The sequence below is a fragment of the Kribbella sp. NPDC051952 genome (genome assembly GCF_040680855.1).
Classification (GTDB): domain Bacteria; phylum Actinomycetota; class Actinomycetes; order Propionibacteriales; family Kribbellaceae; genus Kribbella.
This window is the reverse complement of sequence record NZ_JBFAXQ010000006.1, coordinates 275,900-296,508: the sequence shown is the minus strand read 5'-3', so window position 1 is coordinate 296,508 and position 20,609 is coordinate 275,900. Positions and strand designations below refer to the sequence as shown.

The 20,609-nt window shown below is 68.4% G+C and carries 13 protein-coding genes; 2 read left to right on the top strand and 11 right to left on the bottom strand.

The genetic code is table 11. From position 1 onward, the window contains the following. Positions 1-28: 28 nt before the first annotated feature. Genes AB0L70_RS14725 through hemL form a run of 7 tightly spaced genes read right to left on the bottom strand, consistent with a single transcriptional unit; the run spans position 29 to position 6,178 of the window. Complete coding sequence (locus AB0L70_RS14725) at positions 29-280, bottom strand: DUF4229 domain-containing protein (protein ID WP_363683962.1); 252 nt, start codon at positions 278-280, stop codon at positions 29-31. A gap of 1 nt (position 281) precedes the next feature. After that, complete coding sequence (gene ccsB / locus AB0L70_RS14720; protein WP_363683960.1) at positions 282-1,268, bottom strand: c-type cytochrome biogenesis protein CcsB; 987 nt, start codon at positions 1,266-1,268, stop codon at positions 282-284. Further along, positions 1,265-2,866: a cytochrome c biogenesis protein ResB gene (locus tag AB0L70_RS14715; protein ID WP_363683958.1), complete on the bottom strand. Its 1,602-nt coding sequence runs from the start codon at positions 2,864-2,866 to the stop codon at positions 1,265-1,267. Before AB0L70_RS14715 ends, ccsB begins: the two co-directional genes overlap by 4 nt. 1 nt (position 2,867) lies before the next feature. Beyond that, a complete protein-coding gene (locus tag AB0L70_RS14710) occupies positions 2,868-3,611 on the bottom strand; it encodes a cytochrome c biogenesis protein CcdA (RefSeq protein WP_363683956.1) in 744 nt (247 codons plus the stop codon). Positions 3,612-3,615: 4 nt separating this feature from the next. Next, a complete protein-coding gene (locus AB0L70_RS14705; protein ID WP_363683954.1) occupies positions 3,616-4,176 on the bottom strand; it encodes a TlpA disulfide reductase family protein in 561 nt (186 codons plus the stop codon). Continuing rightward, entirely contained in the window at positions 4,176-4,799 is a 624-nt protein-coding gene (locus AB0L70_RS14700; RefSeq protein ID WP_363684107.1) for a histidine phosphatase family protein, read from the bottom strand. The genes AB0L70_RS14705 and AB0L70_RS14700 overlap by 1 nt, the downstream gene beginning before the upstream one ends. A 56-nt stretch (positions 4,800-4,855) precedes the next feature. Continuing rightward, positions 4,856-6,178: a glutamate-1-semialdehyde 2,1-aminomutase gene (gene hemL / locus AB0L70_RS14695; RefSeq protein WP_363683952.1), complete on the bottom strand. Its 1,323-nt coding sequence runs from the start codon at positions 6,176-6,178 to the stop codon at positions 4,856-4,858. A 256-nt stretch (positions 6,179-6,434) separates the two neighbouring features. On the opposite strand from hemL, the gene AB0L70_RS14690 reads away from it, so the two are divergent. Beyond that, positions 6,435-7,802 (top strand): lytic murein transglycosylase, encoded by a 1,368-nt coding sequence (locus AB0L70_RS14690; RefSeq protein ID WP_363683950.1) that lies wholly within the window; start codon positions 6,435-6,437, stop codon positions 7,800-7,802. A gap of 110 nt (positions 7,803-7,912) precedes the next feature. Here AB0L70_RS14690 and AB0L70_RS14685 read toward each other — a convergent pair whose 3' ends face one another. From AB0L70_RS14685 to AB0L70_RS14675, 3 genes are all read right to left on the bottom strand, one after another. Beyond that, positions 7,913-11,557, bottom strand: a complete 3,645-nt coding sequence (locus tag AB0L70_RS14685) for a S8 family peptidase (protein WP_363683948.1) — start codon at positions 11,555-11,557, stop codon at positions 7,913-7,915. Positions 11,558-11,698: 141 nt separating this feature from the next. After that, positions 11,699-12,661, bottom strand: a complete 963-nt coding sequence (locus AB0L70_RS14680) for an LLM class F420-dependent oxidoreductase (RefSeq protein WP_363683946.1) — start codon at positions 12,659-12,661, stop codon at positions 11,699-11,701. A gap of 133 nt (positions 12,662-12,794) precedes the next feature. Further along, on the bottom strand, positions 12,795-14,648 hold the full coding sequence (locus tag AB0L70_RS14675; RefSeq protein WP_363683944.1) for a hypothetical protein: 1,854 nt from the start codon (positions 14,646-14,648) through the stop codon (positions 12,795-12,797). A 676-nt stretch (positions 14,649-15,324) separates the two neighbouring features. On the opposite strand from AB0L70_RS14675, the gene AB0L70_RS14670 reads away from it, so the two are divergent. Beyond that, positions 15,325-18,465: a glycoside hydrolase family 3 N-terminal domain-containing protein gene (locus AB0L70_RS14670; RefSeq protein ID WP_363683942.1), complete on the top strand. Its 3,141-nt coding sequence runs from the start codon at positions 15,325-15,327 to the stop codon at positions 18,463-18,465. Here AB0L70_RS14670 and AB0L70_RS14665 read toward each other — a convergent pair. Then, complete coding sequence (locus tag AB0L70_RS14665; protein ID WP_363683940.1) at positions 18,458-20,608, bottom strand: MMPL family transporter; 2,151 nt, start codon at positions 20,606-20,608, stop codon at positions 18,458-18,460. The genes AB0L70_RS14670 and AB0L70_RS14665 overlap by 8 nt on opposite strands. Position 20,609: the final 1 nt, after the last annotated feature.

Genomic DNA, 20,609 nt, shown 5'->3' with positions numbered 1-20,609 from the left:
GCTCAGGCGTAAAGATCGCCCGCGACGGTCAGTCGTCGTCCTCGGCGGTGCGAGCTTGTTCGATCCGGTGCGAGATGCGCTCGGCGCGGTTCTCGATCTGGCTGGCCAGCCGGTCCCGGGCGGCGCGCAGGACGTAGATCGAGAGGATCGACGAGATGATCAGGGCGAGCAGGGCGATCGGCCAGATCGACAGCGCGCCGCGCAGGGCGAACCACAGCACGGCCAGGCAGACGGCGAACAGCGCCGCCCGCAGGCCGGTGTAGATGGCGAACTCCTTCATCTCACACCCCGGCGTAGGAGTGCAGACCGGAGACCAACAGGTTGACTCCGACGAAGTTGAAGATGAAGACGAACCAGCCGACGATCGCGATCGTCGCGGCCCGGCGGCCCCGCCAGCCCGCGGTCGCCCGCGCGTGCAGGTAAGCGGCGTACACGACCCAGGTCACCAGCGACCAGACTTCCTTCGGGTCCCAGCCCCAGTACCGGCCCCAGGCGTGCTCGGCCCAGATCGGCCCGGCCACGAGTACTCCGAACGTCCACAACGGGAACGCGAACGCCAGCACCTTGTACGCCGTACCGTCCATCGCCTCCGCGGTCGGCAGCCGCCGCAGTGACGCCGGCATCGTGCCGCCGGCCAGGACCTTCCGCTCCGCGCGGGCCTTGACCAGGTACAGCACCGACACCAGGCCACCGATCGTGAACGCGCCACCGGAGATGGCGGCCGCGGACACGTGAATGACCAGCCAGTACGAGTGCAGCGCCGGCACGAGCGGACCGGCAGGCGTGTAGAGCGCGAGCGTCGCCAGGCCGAGTACGGCGGCCACGACGAACGTCACGCCGAGGCCCAGCCACTGCAGCTTGGCCCGCTGCACGAAGATCAGGTAGACGATCGCGACAGCCAGCGATGCGGTGATGGAGAACTCGTACATGTTCCCCCACGGCACCCGCCCGGCGGCGAGTCCACGCGTCACCACTCCAACGAGGTGGAAGACGAATCCCAACCAGGTCAGCAGAAGCCCGATCCGGCTGGCCGCCTCCAACCGCTCCGTACTCGCGGGAGCGGCCTCAACCACCTCGACAGCATCCGAGCCGCTCACCGGTCCACCGTCGGAAGCAACCAGCGCCTCCGTCTTCACCTCCGCGGTCTTCGCCACCGCGGCGCGGCCGACGGCCCACTCCATCGCGTGCGAGACCATCGCCAGGATGTAGATCACGGTGGCGGTCGGGACCAGCAGGTTGGAGACGTGCGCGTAGGTCTCCGGGCTCATGTCGTCTCCTGCGTGCTCGATCGATCTGGTTTCAGTGCCTTACCGATGGCCTGGATCTCGTCGCCGAGGCCTCGCTCGGGTCCGCGGTCCAGACCCGCGACCTCGACCACGGTACGCCCGTCCTCGGTCTTCACCCGCACCCAGGTACGACGCGGATGCACGAACAGCGATCCCATCAGTCCGAGGATGGCCAGCAGGATGCCCGCCAGCGCAAGGCCGGTGCCAGGAGTATGGCTGATCTGCAGCTTCACCCAGCGGCTGTAGCCGTCGAAGGTGATCGACCCGGCCTTGTCCGGCAGCGCCACACTCTGGCCCGGCTTGAGCTGGAACCGCCACTTGTCGCCGTTCTGCTCGAACTGGGTCAGCTTCGTCTTGTCCAGCTGGTATACCGACTCCGGCTTCCCGGTCTCCGGCTGCGGACGGCCGTAGTACCCGGTCATCACCAGCGCCGGGTCCAGGTCGTCGGGGAACACCGAGATCGGACCGCGCTGGTCGATCCGCGCGGTCGGCAGGAAGAACCCCTCGAAGCCCAGCGTCGTCGGTCGCGCGTCCGGCGCCTTGATCACCCCGAACGACGAGAAGTTGCTGTCCTGCGGCAGGAACGGGGCCGGCCCGGAGAACGCGACGTTCCCCTGGCCGTCCTTCACGGTGACCCGCGGCGCGTACCCGTGGCCGACCAGGAAGACGCTGCTCCCGTCGAGCTTCAACGGATGGTTGACCTGCAGCTCGTACGACTGCTCCGGCGCGTCCGGCGTCTGCTGGTAGGCCAGCTGCGCCTTGAACTCCCGGGCCGCACCCATCTGCGGCCCGTCCTCCTGGAACTTCACCTGGAAGTCCTTCACGGTCAGCGAGAACGGCGGCAGATCCTCGTCCCCGCCGAACGCGCGGCCCGGCGTGAAGTCGTCGTACTGCGCCACCGTGTTGGCGAAACCGTTGCCCACGACAACCAAGACGGTGCCGCGGTAACCGAACAGCGAACCCCACGCGACCCCGACCAGCGCCAGGATCAGCGAGAAGTGGAACAGCAGGTTGCCCGCCTCGCGCAGATAACCACGCTCCGCCGCGATCGCGCCGTCGTACGTCTCGACCCGGAAGCGACGCCGGCGAAGCTCGCGCCTGGCCGCCGCGAGCACGTCTTCGGAGGAGCCCGACGCGGTGAAACTCTCGTACCCGGGCAGGCGGTTCAGGTTGCGCGGCGGCTTCGGCGGACGGGCCCGGACTGCCTTCAGGTACACCCCGAGCCGCGGTACGACGCAGCCGATCAGCGAGATGAACAGCAGCAGGTAGATGGCCGAGAACCACGGCGACTTGTAGACGTCGAAGAGCCCGAGCTTGTCGTAGAGCGGCCCGAGTTTCGGATGCGCGCCGAGGAAGTCCGAGACCTTGATCGGGTCGATCGGCGTCTGCGGCACGAGCGATCCCGGCACCGCGCCGAGCGCGAGAAGAAACAACAGCACCAGCGCGGTCTTCATCGACGTGAGCTGCCGCCAGGTCCAGCGCAGCCAGCCGACCAGCCCGAGTGCGGGCGATCCGGACGAGTCTCCCGGACCGGAGGCGGCGCCGATGCGGTCCTTGCGCTCTGCCTTGACCTCGGTCATCTCACACCGCCGATCCGAAGTTGCTGACCCACTGCCTGAGGTCGGCGGTCATCGAGTCCCACACTCCTGTCAGCAGCAGTAGCCCCACCGCGATCATCAGTACGCCGCCGATCCGGATCACCATCAGTTGGTGGCGCCGGACCCACGCCACCGCGGACAGCATCCGCCGGAACGCGAGTGCCGCGACGATGAACGGAATGCCCAGCCCCAGGCTGAACACCAACGCCAGCGTCGCACCCCGCCCGGTGCTGCCCTCGGTCGTGGCCAGCGTCATCACGGTCCCGAGCGTCGGACCGATACACGGAGTCCACCCGAATCCGAACAGTACGCCGAGCAACGGCGCGGCCGCGATTCCGACCGCCGGCACCCGGTGCACCCGCACGTCCTTCTGCAGGAACCCGAACCCGCCGAGAAAGACCAGTCCGAGTACGACGGTCAGCCCGCCGAGTACCCGCGTGATCGCGGTCTGGTGGTCGATCAGCAGGTCACCGGCCTTGCCGAACACGACCCCGGTCAGGATGAACACCGCGGAGAACCCGGCCACGAACAACGCCGTACCGGCGAGCATCCGGCCGCGCTTGGCCGACCCGAGCTCGGCCGCGGACAGGCCGGTCACGTACGAGAGGTAGCCGGGCAGCAACGGGACGACGCAGGGCGAGAAGAACGAGATCGCACCGGCCAGCACCGCGATCGGCAGTGCCACCAGCATCGAACCCGTCATCGACTCCGCGAACCACTGACCCATCAGCTCAACCGGCGTCCTTCACCATTCCGAGCAGGGTTTCCTTGGTGGTCTCGCCGACCACCCGGGCAGCGACCTTGCCGGTCTTGTCGATCACCAGCGTGGTCGGGATCGCCTTCGGCGAGATCTGACCGCGGAACCGCAGCAGCGCCTTGCCGTCCGGGTCGTAGAGGCTCGGGAACGGTACGCCGAACTCCTGCACGAACCGGTTCGCCTGGGCCTTGTCCAGGTCGCGGGTGTTCAGGCCGATGAACTGCACCGACGGCCCTAGCTCCTTCGCGGCCGCGATCAGGTCGGGTGCCTCCTTGCGGCAAGGCGGGCACCACGAGCCCCACACATTCAGTACGACGACCTTGCCGAGCCGATCGGACAGCGTCCACGTCTTGTCGTCCAGCGTCGTACCGGTCAGGGCCGGCGCCGGCTTGCGGTCGGCCGGCGCGAACACCGACACGTTGCCGGTGCCACTCACGAACCCGGCCTGACCCTCACGGTTCTGCGATGCCTGCTGCCCGGAGGAACAAGCGGTCAGGGCCAGCAGCAGACCGGCCGCCACCATCGCCCGGCGCATCACGCACCGCCTACGAACTTCTTCGGGTTCTTCACCGGCAACAGATCTTTCGCGGGTTCCGAGTAGCCGACGGAGACGATCGTGTCGCCGTGGAAGGTGAACGAGGTCAGGCTGGCCAGGCTGCACTGCCGCTTGCGCGGGTCGTGCGGCAACCGGCGGCCCTCGATCGCGGACCGGACGATCCAGATCGGCAGCTGGTGCGACACGATCAACGCCTCGTGACCGGCGGCCTTCTGCCGGGCGGTCTCGATCGCGTCCCGCATCCGCCGTACCAACTGCTGGTAGGGCTCACCCCAGGACGGCTTGAGCGGATTCCGCAGCAGCCACCAGGCACTCGGATTGCGCAGTGCACCGTCGCCGACACCGAACTTCTTGCCCTCGAACAGGTTCGCCGCCTCGATCACCCGCTCGTCGATGTCCGGGGTCAGCCCGAACACCTTGGCGATCGGCTCCATCGTTTCCTGGGCCCGCTCGAGCGGCGAGCTGACCAGGTGCACGATGTCGCGGCCCTTGACGTGCTCGGCCACCCGGTCGGCCATCTGGCGACCGAGCTCGGACAGGTGATAGTCGGGGATCCGGCCGTAGAGCACTCCGGTCGGGTTGTGCACCTCGCCGTGACGCATCAGGTGCACGACCGTCGTTTCGGTCACCGCTTGCCCTCCATCAAAGACACGGCCCTTCAGTTCGGTACTGCGGCTGCCGCACGGGCAGCCGGGGCGAGAGCGGACTCCAGTTCGGCCAACGCGTCGTCGTCGATGGCGGCGCTGACGAACCACGCCTCGAAGGCGCTCGGTGGCAGGTAGACGCCGGCGTCCAGCATGGCATGGAAGAACGCCGCGAACCGTGGCAGCACCTGAGCGTTGGCCCCGGCGAAGTCCCGGATCTCGGCAGGTCCCTCCGAGGACTCCACGAAGAAGACACTGAAGAGGTTCCCGGCCGCCTGGATGACGTGCGGCACACCTTCCTTGTCCAGCGCGGTCGAGACCAGCCGCTGGATCGTGACCGAGGTCTCGTCCAGTCTGGCGTAGACCTCGTCGGTTGCCAGCCGCAACGTGGTCAGTCCGGCCGTGGTGGCGATCGGGTTCCCGGACAGCGTGCCGGCCTGGTACACCGAGCCTTCCGGCGCGAGGTGGGCCATGATGTCGGCCCGTCCACCGAACGCCGCGGCCGGAAAACCACCGCCCATCACCTTGCCGAACGTCATCAGATCCGGCTGTACGCCGTCGACGCCGTACCAACCGGAGCGGGTGATCCGAAAACCGGTCATCACCTCGTCGGAGATGAAGAGCGCACCGTTCGCACGGCAGATCTGCGCGAGGAACGCGTTGAAGTTGTCCCGGGGCGGAACGACGCCCATGTTTCCCGGCGACGCCTCGGTGATCACGGCCGCGATCTGGTCGCCGTACTCGGTGAATGCTGCGGAGACGGCAGCCTGATCGTTGTACGGCAGCACGATCGTGTCGGCGGTGGTCGCCTCGGTGACTCCCGGCGTACCGGGGATGCCGAGGGTGATCACGCCCGAACCGGCCTGGGCCAGCAGTGCGTCCACGTGACCGTGGTAGCAGCCGGCGAACTTGATGATCTTGGCGCGACCGGTGAACCCGCGGGCCAGCCGGAGCGCGGACATCGTTGCCTCGGTCCCGGAAGAGACCAGCCGGACCTTGTCCACCGGGGTCCGGCCGACGATCTCCTCGCCGAGCAGGACCTCGGTCTCGGTCGGCGTCCCGTACGACGTACCGCGGGCGACGGCGGCCTGGACGGCGGCGGTCACCTCCGGGTGGGCGTGGCCGAGCAGCATCGGGCCCCAGGAGCAGACCAGATCGAGGTAGCGATTGCCGTCGACGTCCGTGATGTGACATCGGTCACCCGATGCCATGAAGCGCGGTACGCCGCCGACGGCGCGGAACGCGCGGACGGGAGAGTTGACCCCTCCCGGGGTGACTGCGGACGCCCTGGCGAAGAATGCGGCGGACTGTTCTGTGTGGTCGGGCACGGCCGCCATTCTCCCCGACGGGCTCTCCGCTCAGGCGGGCGGGCAGGGGGAATTGCGGCACCGGGGGTTCACAAGGGGTGTTGTTACGCGCCAGTATGGGTACTCGGTCACCGGACGAGACGGTCTGCACCCGGCGCGTAACCCACGCACGAGGCCGGCGTTAGACCAATAACGGACGGAAACCGGACGAAAGCCCCTAGAGGGCGACAAGACGTGTCCGCAGCGTGGGGCTGGGCAGGTCGATGAGTCACGGAGGGGATCATCGATGGCGAAGGGCAAGCGCCGCGCCACGGGTAGCGGGTGGCTTCAGGTAGCGCCGCTCATCCCGTTGGCGTTGTTCGCGAGCGCGTTCACCGTCAGCGCCACGGACGACCCGGCGGTCGCCACGGCGTCGCTGGAGCAGGGTCTGTCCGGCAAGAACTCGGTCGTCGTGCCGAAGCAGCCGATCACCCAGCCGGCCAACGTGCCGGTGCCGGGTTCGGTCGGCCACGGTGTCGATCCGGGTGAGCAGCCGACGCAGGTGGTCTCCGGGCTGTCCCGCAACGGGATCCCGAACGCCGCCCTGAAGGCGTACTCGCGGGCCCAGCAGATGCTCGCCCAGGCGGATCCGGGCTGTCACCTGCCCTGGACGCTCGTGGCCGCGATCGGTCGCGTCGAGTCGAACCACGGCCGCTTCGGCGGCAACTCGCTGAACTCGCAGGGCGTCGCCACGCCGGGCATCTACGGCCCCCGGCTGGACGGCTCGAGCACGGCCCGGATCACCGACACGGACGCCGGTGCGTTCGACGGCGACGGCGCCTACGACCGAGCGGTCGGCCCGATGCAGTTCATCCCGGGCACCTGGCGGTCGATGGGTGTCGACGGCGACGGCGACGGCGTGCGGAACCCGCAGGACATCGACGACGCGGCGATGTCCACGGCGGTGTACCTCTGCGCCGGCAAGACCGACCTCTCCAAGGCGAGCGACGTGAACGCCGCTGTCCTGCGCTACAACCACTCCCAGCAGTACGTCGACCTCGTGGTCAGCATCGCCAAGGCCTACGCCGGTGGCAGCTGGATGGCGGTCGGCAACGGGACCGAGGACGACGACCAGGGCATCGACCGGGCCAGCGACAACGTCGACGACCCGACCATCAACGCCCCCGCGGAGAACGATCTGCCGCAGGCGACGGACCTCAACACGTACCCGACGACCAAGCCGACGCCGACGATCGTCCAGCAGCCCGGCAAGTCGCAGACGACGGACCCGACCAAGCGTCCGCCGACGACGAGCAAGCCGCCGGTCAGCCGGCCCACCACGCCGACGACGACCACGAAGCCGCCGACGACAACCCCGCCCAAACCGCCCACGACCAGCAAGCCGCCGGCGACGCCCCTCGCGACGCTGCAGACCGCGGCCGGCCTGATCGTCGGCACGGTCGGGACGACGGTGGGCGAGCTGACCAAGGCCACCCAGTACTGCCAGTCCGAGATGGCGAAGGTGACGATCACCAAGCCGTCCCAGGAGCAGCTGCAGAAGTGCGTGACCGCCTACCAGACCGGCGGCACCAAGGCCGTCGATCAGGTCATCCGCAACTTGCTGTCCCTGCTCGGACTGCTCGGCATCCTCGGTGGAGGCCTAGCCGGGAGCTGACCAACAAGACCGGCGCGCCTGCCCCCACCCCTCCCTTGGCGCGCCCCCGGCGACGCCACGGAGCAACTCCCCCCGGCTTCGTGGCGTCGCCCTTTTAACGATCAGAAACGCTAGTTCTGCCAGGCCTTCTCGATGGTCTGGCTGATCTTGTTCCCGAGCAGGTCGGTCGCGCTGACCCGCACACTCGCGTACGAGCCCTTCGGCGCCGCCGGGAGTTGCGCCCGCACAGTGCCGATCCCCCGCAACTGCAGTCGTTGCCAGGTCTTCCCGTCGTACGAGATCTCGGCCGTGGTGTGGAAGATGCCCAGACCACGCACGCCCGGCTGATAACCCGGGGTTAGCTCCAGCCTCCCGTTCGTGTGCTTGTAGTCGACCTGGACGAGGGGCAGGACCGACCGGCCCTTGGCGGGCTTGGACAGGAAGTGCCAGGCGGTGTGCGTCGAGGTCGACGTGGTCGCCCAACTGCTCGGACCACGCGTCTGATCGAGGGTCAGGTCGTACCAGGCAGCCTTCGCCGGGACCGCGAACTGCGCGACCGACGAGGCCTTGCTGCCGAGTTCAACACCGTTGCTGCTGAGCCTGAGGCTCGTCACGTCACCACGATCGGACCAGCCGTAGACGGTGCGATCGCCGTTCACGTACTGCGGAATCGCGATCCGCAGCGCGTTCTCGAACCGGGCCGGCGGCACGCCCTGCTCCTCGTCACCGGTCGCATCGGGTACGGCGGGACGCATCAGCGACTCCCACCAACCGCGGGTGACGCTCTCGTTCGGCCGGTAGCCGCGAGCGATCGAGTACTCGAAGCCGCTCTCGTTCCACTCCCCCGCGGACGTCTTCTCGTCCCAGGTGACACCGGTGAGATCCGTGGCGAGGTAATCGGTCCGGGTCACCGGTCCGGTCACCGCGCGGGTCGAGGTCAGCCCGGTCGCGATCCCCGGCAGGTGCGCGACCCGCTGGTCGGTGTGCAGGAACCAGGCGTCGTTGCGCTGGAACGCCGTGGTCACCGCGGCCGGCCGCATCTTCGCGAGGTCGTAGGTCAGTCCGCCCTTCACGGTCGACGGTCCGACGGCCAGGTCGTAGCGGTAGGTGCTGTCGAGCAAACCGTTCAGTTGAAGGGATACCGGCCCCTTCGCCAGCAGGTCGAGCAACTGCTTGCCCTGCTCGGAACGCAGCAGGTAGAACGGGATGCCCTGCTCGGTCCCGGTCGACCAGTAGCCCGGCGCCTCCTTGTACATGAAGATCGCCTTCACACCGGCGTCCCTGGCCGCCCGGACCTGCGGGACGATGTCGTCGACACCGACCCAGCGGACCAGGGCGACCTTGTCCTTGGCTCCGGTGAGCTCGGCCGGCGTACCGTCGCCGCCGTTGAACAGCGGGAACTTGCCGGTTCCGACGTACCCGGTCCGGCGGTCACCCTCGGCCGGTGTCGGCAGGCGGAGGCTGGTGCCCGCGCCGATCGCGTCGACGGTCAGCTTCGGCTGGGCGAGGTCCCAGCGCTGCACGACCTGGAAGGTGCCGTTGGCAACCTTTCCGAAGTCCTGCACGTACACGCCGTCGGCGATCTTGCCGTTGAAGGCCCAGCCGGAGACCGCGTCGCGAGCGCCCACCTTGCGGTGCCACGCGAGGCCGATGCTCTGCGCGTCGGCCGGCCGTGGCGTCTTCACCGTCACCTTGTGCGCCTGGCGGGCATCGAAGGTGAACGTCCGGTCGCTCCCGATCCAGACATCCGGATTGCCCAGCAGGGTCAGCGAGTTCGCCCAGTGCGCCTCGTCGGCGCCGACGGCGTACGCCATCACGCTGTACCGGCCGGTCGGCACCTCCAGGGTCCGGCTGCCGGTCTGGTCGAACGCGATCCCGACCACGTCGCCGGTGTCCTGGTTCCACAGCTGGACACCGCTCGCCCCGGCCTCGGTGGTCGCGGGCTTGCCGTTGCGGCCGATCGCCTTCACGGTCACCTGGTTCAGCCGCCCACCGGCCGCGAACCCGAGCCCGGTCCGGTACGACGTGTTGCCGGCACGAGCCGTGAGTACGCCGGAGTACTTGGCCGGCTGGGTCTTCGAGAGGTCGAGGGTGACGGTCGCGGACGCCGTACCGCGGGCCGGGACCGTCAGGTGCGACGGGCTGACCGTGACAGCGGCCTTGACCTTCGCGGGTGACTCCGCTCCGACGGACAGGTCCAGCGTCACCGGCCGGTTCGAGATGTTGCGGTAGGCAACGGTGCGCGTGACCGGGGCCGGCGCGGTCGGGCCGGTCCAGGAGACGTCACCGAAGAAGAGGTTCGCGGTGTCGGGCAGGACCTTCGGGTCGAGTGCGTTCGGGATGTCGATCCGGCCGAGCCCTTGCTGATCCGGCCGGGCGGTCGCCGACGGGACGGCGGTCGAGGCCAGCGCAGCCTTGAGTTGCTGGCCGGTCCAGTCCGGGTGTCGCTGGGCGAGGATCGCGGCGGCGCCGGCGACATGCGGAGTCGCCATGGAGGTGCCGCTCAGCGCCGTGTAGTACTGGCTGAGCACATGGCCCTGCTCGGTGCCGGCTGCCCGGGCGGCCACGATCTCCACGCCGGGCGCGGTCACCTCGGGCTTCATCGCGCCGTCACCGAGGCGCGGGCCACGGCTGGAGAAGTTCGCGAGGTTGTCGTCGCGGTCGACCGCACCCACGGTCAGGGCTTCGGCCGCCGCACCGGGCGAACCGACGGACTCCTCGGTACCGGAGTTGCCTGCGGCAATGACGAACAGGACGCCGGTCGACTTCGACAACTGGTCGACGGCCTCACTCATCGGGTCGGTGCCGTCGGACGGCAGGCCGCCGAGGCTCATGCTGATGACCTTCGCGCCGTTCTGGATGGCCCACTCCATCCCGGCGATGGCCTCGGAGTCGGTCCCGTTGCCGTTGTTGCCGAGCACCTTGCCGATCAACAGGTCGGCCCCTGGCGCAACGCCCTTGCGCTTGCCGTCGGACGCCGTACCGAGGCCGGCGACGATCGACGCGGTGTGCGTGCCGTGGCCGTGCAGGTCCTGGACGGTCTGGTCGGGGACGAAGCTCTCGGACGCGACGACCTGCTTGGCGAGGTCGGGGTGGCCGGCGTCGTACCCGGTGTCGAGGACGGCGACCTTGACGCCGCTGCCGTCGTACCCGGCCTTCCAGGCGGTCGGGGCACCGATCTGTTTCGTGGACTGGTCCAGGGTCGCGTGTGTGCGGCCGTCGAGCCAGATCTTGCTGACCTGGCCGGTCTTGAAGGCCGTCGGGCCGCTGATGCTGTCCCAGAAGGTCTTGGCCTCGGACTTCCGTACCGTGACCGCGCTGCTGCCGACGCTGGGGAGCGTACGGCGAAGGGTCGCGGCGGCCGGTGCTTGCCGCAGGGTCGACGGCGTGTTCAGGAGGAGCGGCAGTTGGTCGCTGCTCGCGTCGTCGTACCCCTGGGCCACCAGGTCGGTGAGGTTGAACAGCCGCTTGTCGAGGCGGCCCTCGGTGAGCAGCGGGTAGGCCTTGGCCGGGACCAGGCTGAGGTCACCGTCGAAGGTGCCGAAGTAGTACGGCTCGTCGTCGGTCAGGTGGGCCGACACCTGACCGTTGGAGCTGGTGGTCAGTTCCGCAACATCCCCGGTCACCAGGGTGATGCGTTGAGTCTTCGCCCCCGGCGCCGGCTGATCAGCCGCGGGCGGTACGGCGGCCTGGGCCGTGGTGGTCGTCAGCAGCAGGGGACTGACGACCACCGCGGCCAGCAGGCTGGTCGCTATCCGGGACGTTCGGGCAAACACGGGCGGACACCTCCCGACGCCCCGACCCACGCGAGGCCATCTCCGGGAGCCTGACAGTTGCCGTCGGCCCCAGTCCACCGATCACCCTGACGTACACCCGCCATGACCGATACCAGTCAAGGCGGGCGCCCCGGACGGTGCTCAGGTGAAGCGCTTGGTGACCTGCTCGACGCGGTTGACCAGGTCCAGGTCGTACGCGACGCCGGGGACGTAGAAGATCACGTAGTCGGCGCCGGCCTCGAGGGCCGCCTCGACCTTGTCCGCGATCTCGTCCTCGGTGCCGATCAGGTTGTCGTTGTCGAACTTCTCCCGGTTCATCGGGCCGAGCGCCTTCTCGGTCGCCTTCTGCGGGTCGTCGCCCTTGTCGATCGGGAAGACGTTGAAGCTGGTCGACTTGATGATCGAGTCGTAGTCGCGGCCGACCTTCTCGCAGTGACCCTTGAGGATCGCCGCCTTCTCCTTGATCACCTCGGGGTTGCCCCCGCCGATGTTCGCGGCGTCGCCGTACTGCGCGACGAGCTTCAGCGTCACCTTCGGGCCGCCGCCGCCGATCCAGAAGCTCGGGTGCGGCTTGCGCACACCCTTGGGCTCGTTGATCGGCTCGTTGATCGAGTAGTACTTGCCGTCGTAGACCGGCTTGTCCTCGGTCCACATCTTGTAGATGATCTCGGTGGCCTCCCGGAACGCGGCCATCCGCGGCGGGATGTCGGTCCACTCGTAGCCGTAGGCCTTCCACTCGTGCTCGTACCAGCCCGCGCCGATACCGGCGTACAGGCGGCCGTGGCTGGCGACGTCGACGGTGGACGCGATCTTCGCGTACAGCGCCGGGTTGCGGTAACCGTTGCAGCCGACCATCTGGCCGATGTTCACCCGCGAGGTGTCCCGCGCCAGCGCGGCCGTCGCCGACCAGCACTCGAACGTCGTGTTGTCACTCGGCTCCGGCACCGTGTGGAAGTGGTCGAACAGCCAGATCGAGTCCCAGGACTGCTCGTCGGCCCGCTTCGCGACCGCCGTCATCGCTTCCCACTGCTCAATCGGATCGGCGATCCCCGCCAGATCCATCTTCCAGCCCTGCGGAACGAATATCCCGAAACGTGTAGTCATGCTGCCATCCTGTCCGGCAGCGCCGGGCAGGGTCCATCACTCTGGCTACTGAATACTTTCTCAATTCAACCACTGAGGCTTCTGAATGCCCCTGGATGCACCCGGTACGGCGGATGCATCCAGGGGCGACGTGTCAGCGAGCGCTCAGTACGCCGGCTCCGATACCGGAATCGGATCGGTGGGTGGCCCGGGCCGCGAGGATCACGTTCAGGGCAACCGGTGCCAGTCGGCCGCCGAACTCCTGCCTGGTCAGCGCCGCCACACCGGCTGCGGTCGGCGCGGAGGCCGACGTACCGAAGAAGCGGCACGCGCCCTGGACCGTGGTCGGGCAGGTACCCGATCCGAAGCCGCCGGCTCCACTGACCGAGACGCCGTCAGAGGCAGCCCAGTACGGCGCCGGGAAGCTCCGCGACGAGCCGGAGACGCCCTTGCACGGACCCGGCTTCCCGCCCGGGCAGCGGGTGGTGGTGACGATCTGGGTCGGACCGGCCGCGCTGTACGCCTCGAGTGCGATGGTCTTCGGGTCGACCGACAGGCTGGCGTTGACGGCACCGGCGCTGGTCGCGAAGCCCAGGTAGTTCGAGTCCGGGTTCATCGAACCGGCCCGCTCCGGCGGGTCGATCGTCTGGACGCCGGCCGACAGCGCCCGCCAGCGCAGGTCCAGGATCGGCGCCTTCTTGGCCGTCGAGGTGCCCTGGACGTCGACGACGAGCTTGACGGGCTGCGCCACGCCGGTCGTGTTCTCGTAGGTGAACTGCTCGATGGTGTCGCCGACCCCGTTCGCCTGGACGCCGTTGCTGGCCGCGAGGCACGTCGTACCGGAGGCGTCCATCAGGTACAGGTTCAGGTCGGTGAAGCCGCCCTGGCCCGCGGTCGGGAAGACCGCCCGCGGCTCGCTCCACTGCAGCGTCGGCAGGATCGCCGCGCCGGGGAGCAGGTTCAGGTCGTACGACGTGTCCGCGCCGCGGAGCTTCACCACGTTGTCGGGGGCGTTCGGGCAGCCGTTGAACGGTCCGGTGACGCCGTCGGGTCCCTTGCCGGTTCCGGTCGCGGTCACCCGCGGTGCGTGCCGGTTGCCGAGGTTGCCGGCCGAGGAGCTGACCCAGATCCCGTGCTTGGCCAGGCTCTCCGCGGTGGCGGCGCCGATGCCCTGCTGGAAGGCCGGCTCGTCGTCGAGCGCGATGTCCTCGGCGATCATCGAGACACCGGCGTTGGCCAGCGTGTGGAAGGCCTCGACGTACTGCGCGGTGGTGTCCTGCGTGCTCGCGTAGGCGAGCTTCGCGCCCGGCGCGAGGTCGTGGATGATCTCCAGCATCGCGGTGCCTTCGTCATCCTCGTACGACGCCGCCTGCTGCAGCACCTGGACATCCGCCGGGAGCTCGCCCGCGGAGATCGAGTCGGCGATGTGGTCCACGTCGCCGGAGATCGCGCCGACCTTCTGGCCGCGTCCGGTCAGGCCACGCGCCTGAGCCTTGTCGGCCTTGTGCAGCTGGACGCCCTCAGCGGTGATCGGGCCGACGTCGACGGCCGGCCGGAGCGAGGGCCGGAGAGCAGTCACCCAGCCGAGGTCGGCGACGGCGTCGAGCTTGTCGTAGGGCACGGAGACGGATACGAGCCCGGTGCTGGGCATGTCGGCGCCGGGCACGGCCTTGAAGTCCGCCGAGTTCTTCAGGACCGACACTCCGAGCTTGGACAGATCCGCCTCCTGGGCCGCCGTCACGGGCGACGAGGCGTAGACCTGCACGCCGAGGCGGCCGCCGTCGCTCACCCCGAGCGCGCGGGCCTCCGGACCGGCAGCCTTCGTCCGGGCGGACGCCGACGCCTTGGCGATCTCGGCACTCTGCCGCAACAGCGACGGGACCTTCGACGGCTTGGCGGCCGCACCGGCGTCGGCCGACGGCGCCGCCGTGGCGGGCTGGATCGCAGCCACCACAGCCAACGGCACGACCAGTGCCACGCCACTCAACAAACAGGCGAGCTTTCTCACAGTTCCTCCCTAGACCCGAAGAACGCAGACACAACGAAAGCCGCCCCCAAGCACACCCGACCCCCGCAGCCATCACCCTCACCCACCAACCCCCCGCTGTCCAGACCTAATCCAACCGATCCCGCCTCCCCCGCGTCGTACCTGATCAAGGTCAAGGGAGGTCCTTTGCAGAAGTTCGACCAACTGTTCACCCAAGCCGCCCCACTCATCCGCTCCGGCCACCACCAGCGCGACACAATCCCTCAAGAAGGCGGCCGCTGGCCGGTCAGTGTCGCCCTCCGCCCACCCGTCGACAGCCCCCTCAGCCACGTCCTCGACACACTCACCACCAAAGCCGCATCCTCAGCCGGCCCAGACCACTTCCGTGTTGCCGGCCTCATGCTCACCGCAGGCACGGTGCTGGCGTGCACTTCACCATCGCGGTCAGCTCGCCTGTGGACTTGATTGAGTGGGTGGCCGCGCACCGCGCTAATCCCTTCGGGGAGGTCCGCATCGCCTTCCCTGAACTAGTCCGGTTTCAACTACGCAGGGCCGCCGCCCCATATGCGTCCCGAGGTGATGGGTGGTGTGAGAGCGCTCTAGTTCCGGAACCGGTGAGGGGTTGACCGGGGGCGGGGGGTGGATGAGAGTCGGGCCGGACGTGGGTGTGAGGCTCGCGCGGAGGTGGGGAGCGGCCATGCGTGGATTTCGGCGGACGGCTCTGGTTGCGGCGGCGGCTCTGGTGGCGGGGTTGTTGCCCCTGCAGGCGGCGGCCGACGATCCGGCGCCGATCGTACTGGCGGCGTTCGAAGGCGGCGAGCCCTTCGCCTCACCACCGAACGCGGGCATCTTCGGCTGGGGCAGCGATGCCGACGACCCACCGACGATGGAACTGCAGACCCGCGCCGACGCGCCGTCCGGCGAGAAGGTGCTGCACGGCACCTACAACATCAGCGGGTACGGCGGTTTCAGCCACGACGTGACGTACGACGTCAACCCCGGCGACTGGTCGGCGCACAAGGGGATCCGGTTCTGGTGGTACGGGCAGAACACCGCCCCACTCCCACCCGGCTCAGGGAAACGGATCTTCTTCGAGATCAAGGACGGCGGCGCCAACGCCGAAGCCTCGGAACTGTGGAACACCAGCTTCACCGACGACTGGCAGGGCTGGCACCTGGTCGAGATCCCGTTCAGCGAACTCGTCTACCGAACCGACTACCAACCCGTCGGCGGTATAGACCAGGTCCTCAACCTCACGCAGATGTGGGGCTACGCGATCACGATGCCGGTCGGCTCACCGGGTGAGTTCGCGATCGACCAGGTCGAGATCTACGGCAAGGCCGACCCGGCGCTGAAGGCGAGCGTCGTCACCGACGCCGGCGTCTACCCGGTCAAGGAGGGCGGCACCGCGCAGGTCAAGGTGTCCGTCGCGACCACCGGCAGCACCCCACTCGAGGAACCGGTCACCGTCGACTACAAGACCGGCACCGGCAGCGCGGGCGCCGACGACTACACCCCCGTCGCCGGCACGATCACGTTCCCAGCGGGTACGGCGTCCGGCACCAGCCAGACCGTGGCAATCACCACCCGCAAGGACCGCACCGCCGAAGCCGCCGAGACCATCCCGCTCGAACTCACGGTGACCGGCGCGAAGGCCCCCGCAACCCAGCCGGTCGTGGTGATCAACGCGCACGACCTCCCGTACCTCAACGCCAAGCTCCCATTGAAGAAGCGCGTCGACGACCTACTCGGCCGGATGACGCTGGCGGAGAAGGTCGGCCAGATGACCCAGGCCGAGCGCAACGCACTCCGGTCCCGCACCGACATCGCGTCGTACGCACTCGGCTCGTTGCTCTCCGGCGGTGGCTCGGTGCCGACGCCGAACACCCCAGCCGCGTGGGCAGCGATGATCGACAACTTCCAGCTGAACGCGCAGGCGACCCGGCTGCAGATCCCGCTCATCTACGGCGTCGACGCGGTCCACGGTCACAACAACGTGGTCGGCGCGACGATCCTGCCGCACAACATCGGCCTCGGCGCCACCCGCGACCCGGACCTGGCCAAGCGCACCGGTGAGGTGACCGCGACCGAGGTCCGCGCGACCGGTATCCCGTGGGACTTCGCACCGTGCGTCTGCGTGGTTCGTGACGACCGCTGGGGCCGTGCGTACGAGGGGTACGGCGAGGACCCGGCGCTGGTCCAGTCGATGGCGACCGTGATCACCGGCCTGCAGGGCAAGGCGGACGGCAGCCAACTCGACCAGAACAATCACGTCCTGGCCACCGCGAAACACTTCGTCGGCGACGGCGGTACGACGTACGGGTCCTCGACGACGGGTTCGTACAAGATCGACCAGGGCATCACGCAGGTCACCAAGGCGCAGCTGAAGACGTTGCACCTGGCACCGTTCAAGACGGCGGTGGACCTCGGCATCGGCACCGTGATGCCGTCGTACTCGAGCGTCTCGATCGACGGTGCCACCCCGGTGAAGATGCACGGGAACGGCGAGCTGATCAACGGCGTACTGGAGCAGCGGATGGGCTTCGACGGGTTCGTGATCAGCGACTGGCAGGCGATCGACCAGCTGCCGGGCGACTACGCGAGCGACATTCGTACGTCGATCAACGCCGGCCTCGACATGATCATGGTGCCGACGAACTACCAGGCCTTCACGCAGGGCCTGACCGATGAGGTCACCGCCGGCCGGGTTCCGCTGACCCGGGTCAACGACGCGGTCCGGCGGATCCTGACCGAGAAGTTCAAGCTCGGCCTGTTCGAGCACCCGTACGCCGACACCTCGCAGATCAGCTCGATCGGGTCAGCCGCGCACCGCGCAGTCGGCCGGGAGGCGGCGGCGAAGTCCCAGGTGCTGTTGAAGAACGACGGCAACCTGTTGCCGCTGGCACCGAGCCAGAAGGTTTACGTTGCCGGCAGCAACGCGAACGACCTGGGCAACCAGATGGGTGGCTGGAGCATCAGCTGGCAAGGCGGTTCGGGCGCGACCACCACCGGTACGACGATCCTGGACGGGATCAAGCAGGTGGTGCCGACGGCAACCTTCAGTGCGGACGCGTCCGCGCCGCTGGAGGGTCATGATGTCGGCGTGGTCGTGGTCGGCGAACGCCCGTACGCCGAAGGGATCGGTGACGTGGGCAACGGTCACGACCTGTTGCTCTCCGATGCCGACAAGGCGGCTGTGGACAAGGTGTGCGTTGCGATGAAGTGCGTCGTACTGATCGTGTCCGGCCGGCCTCAGGTGATCACGGACCAACTGGGCAAGATCAACGCCCTGGTGGCGTCGTGGCTGCCGGGGACCGAGGGCGCCGGGGTGGCCGACGTACTGTTCGGCAAGAAGCCGTTCAGCGGACGGCTGCCGGTCAGTTGGCCGCGGACGGAAGCCCAGCAGCCGTTGAACGTCGGTGACGCTTCCTACGATCCGCAGTACCCGTTCGGGTGGGGTCTGACCACCCAGGCGGCGGCTCGGCAGAAGCTGACGGACGCCCGAAACAGCCTGCTGCGCAAGCACGATGCCTATGCGCTGGCCGCCGGGATCGCCGCAAGTGTGGCGCTCCAGGTCAAAGACTGGTCCGGGCCGCAGGCAACCATCGCGCAAGCCGCGTTGGCGCAGTCCGCCCGTTACCTGGAGCGGACGAAGGCGGACACATTCGCCGAGGACGACGCGGTGGTGGGAGCCGTCCGGTGGATGGCACAGAACCATCTCGGCCAGAATCTCACCGAGCCGGCGTCCAAGCTCACCTCGGACGCCGAACACCTGCTGCTGACCGGCCAACTGAGTGCCGCCGTCAGCAAACTGACGGCGGCCTCGAAACTCAGCTGATCGGTACGAGTTCCCGATCGGGAACACTGGTTGCGGCCTGGTGGTGCAGACGGTTCGGCCACCAGGCCTTGCGGCCCAGCAGGACCATGATGGACGGAAGCATGACGATCCGGACCAGGGTCGCGTCGATGAGTACGGCGACCGCGAGGCCGACGCCCATCTGCTTCATCTCGAGCATCCCCAGCGTCGCGAACACGGCGAACACCGACACCATCACCGCGGCCGCACTCGTGACCACGCCGGCCGACTCGGTGACGCCCTTGCGAACCGCCTCACGCGGCGTCAACCCCTCCGCAACGCCTTCGCGGATCCGTCCCAGTACGAACACGTGGTAGTCCATCGACAGCCCGACCAGGATCACGAACAGGAACAGCGGGATCCACGACACGACGAACCCGGACGACGTGAACCCGAGCAACCCCTCGGCCCACGAATGCTGGAACACCAGCGACAGCACTCCGAAGCACGCCGCTACCGACGCGAGGTTGAGCAGCGTGGTCACCACCGCGATCGCCACACTCCGGAAGGTCGCCGCCATCACCACCAGCGTCAGCGCCAGTACGAACGCGATCACCCACGGCAGCTTGTCCCGCTGATTGTTGCCATAGTCAACCGATTCGGCCGACCCACCACCGACCGCCCAGGTTGGCACGGATCCCAACGACGCCGGCACCAGGTCGTCCCGCAACTGCCTCAGCGCGAGCTCGCTGTTCTTACTGCCCTCCGGCAACACCGAAATCAGCTTCAGCACCGCGGTATCACCCGCCTGCCGAATCGCCTCACCCTGCGGTACGACGAACTTCCCACTACGTACTGCGGACCCCTGCAACTGCGTCAACGCCGCAACCGCATCTCCGCCTTGCGCCACAACGTCGTACGAAAGACCGCCCTGCGACGGGAAGTTCTCCTGCAGTGCCTTGAACGTGCGTACCTCGGGAATGGTCTGCGGCAACGAGTTCAGGTCCGACGGCTCGGTCTTCATCCCGAGCGCTGGTACGGCGAGAGCCACGATGGCGATCGCGGACACGGACAGGGCCGCGCGCGGATGACGCAGTACCGGAGCAAGGATGCGGCGGCTGATTCCGCCGGGACCGATGCGCCGGTTGAGCCGCCACAGCAGCGGGACCCGCGGCCGGTCGACCCGGTGACCCAGCTTCGCCAGTAGCGCCGGGAGGACGGTGAGCGAACCGAGGACGGCCACCGCGACCACCACGATCGTTGCCGTCGCCATCGACGAGAACGTCATGTCCTGCGCGACGTACAGCCCGGCCATCGACACGATCACGGCGAACCCGGACACGACGACCGAGTGACCGGACGTGGCGGCCGCGATCTCCACCGCGTCGAGGGTGGTGTGGCCCTTACGGCGTTCTTCGCGTTCTCGTTTGAGATAGAAGAGGGAGTAGTCGACGCCGACCGCCATACCGATCAGCAGCACGACGTTGGCGACCGAACCACCGTCCGGGAAGAGATACGACAGCGGCGCATAGAAGCCGAGTGCGGCGCCGACGGCCGAGAACGCCAGCAGGACCGGGATTCCGGCCGCGATCAGCGCACCGAACGCCAGCAACATCAACGCGAAGGTGATCGGCAGGCTGAGCTTCTCGGCCTTCGCGAGATCAGAGCCGACCTGCTTCCAGATACCCGCGTCCAGCGAGGCCTCGCCGGCCTGCGCGATGGTCAGGCCCGGATTGGCCTGCTGCACCTCGGCGGTCGTGTCGACGATCTTCGAGATCGCGTCCGACGCGTCGTCGGCTGTGCCCTTCAGCTGGATCGGTACGAGCGCGGCCTTGCCGTTCTCGGACCAGACCGGCTGCCCGACGGTCTGGACGGTGTCCAGCGCCTTGAGCTTCTGCCCCAGTTGGGTGATCGCGGTGGTCGCGGCCGCCTTGTCGAGCGGGCCGTCCGGGTCGGTCAGCAGGACCGTCTCGGTCGGGTGATCACCGAGGCCTGCCTTCTCGACCAGCTCCGCGGCCTGGCCGGATTGGCCGACCCAGAGATCCTTGTTCTGCACCTGCTGCTTCGGGATGACCACCGACATCCCGACTGCCACGATCACGAGCAACAGCCAGAGGCCGATCGCCCGCCACGGATGGGTCGCACTCCACCGGGCCACCCGCACAGTCACCGCATGCCTGCTCACT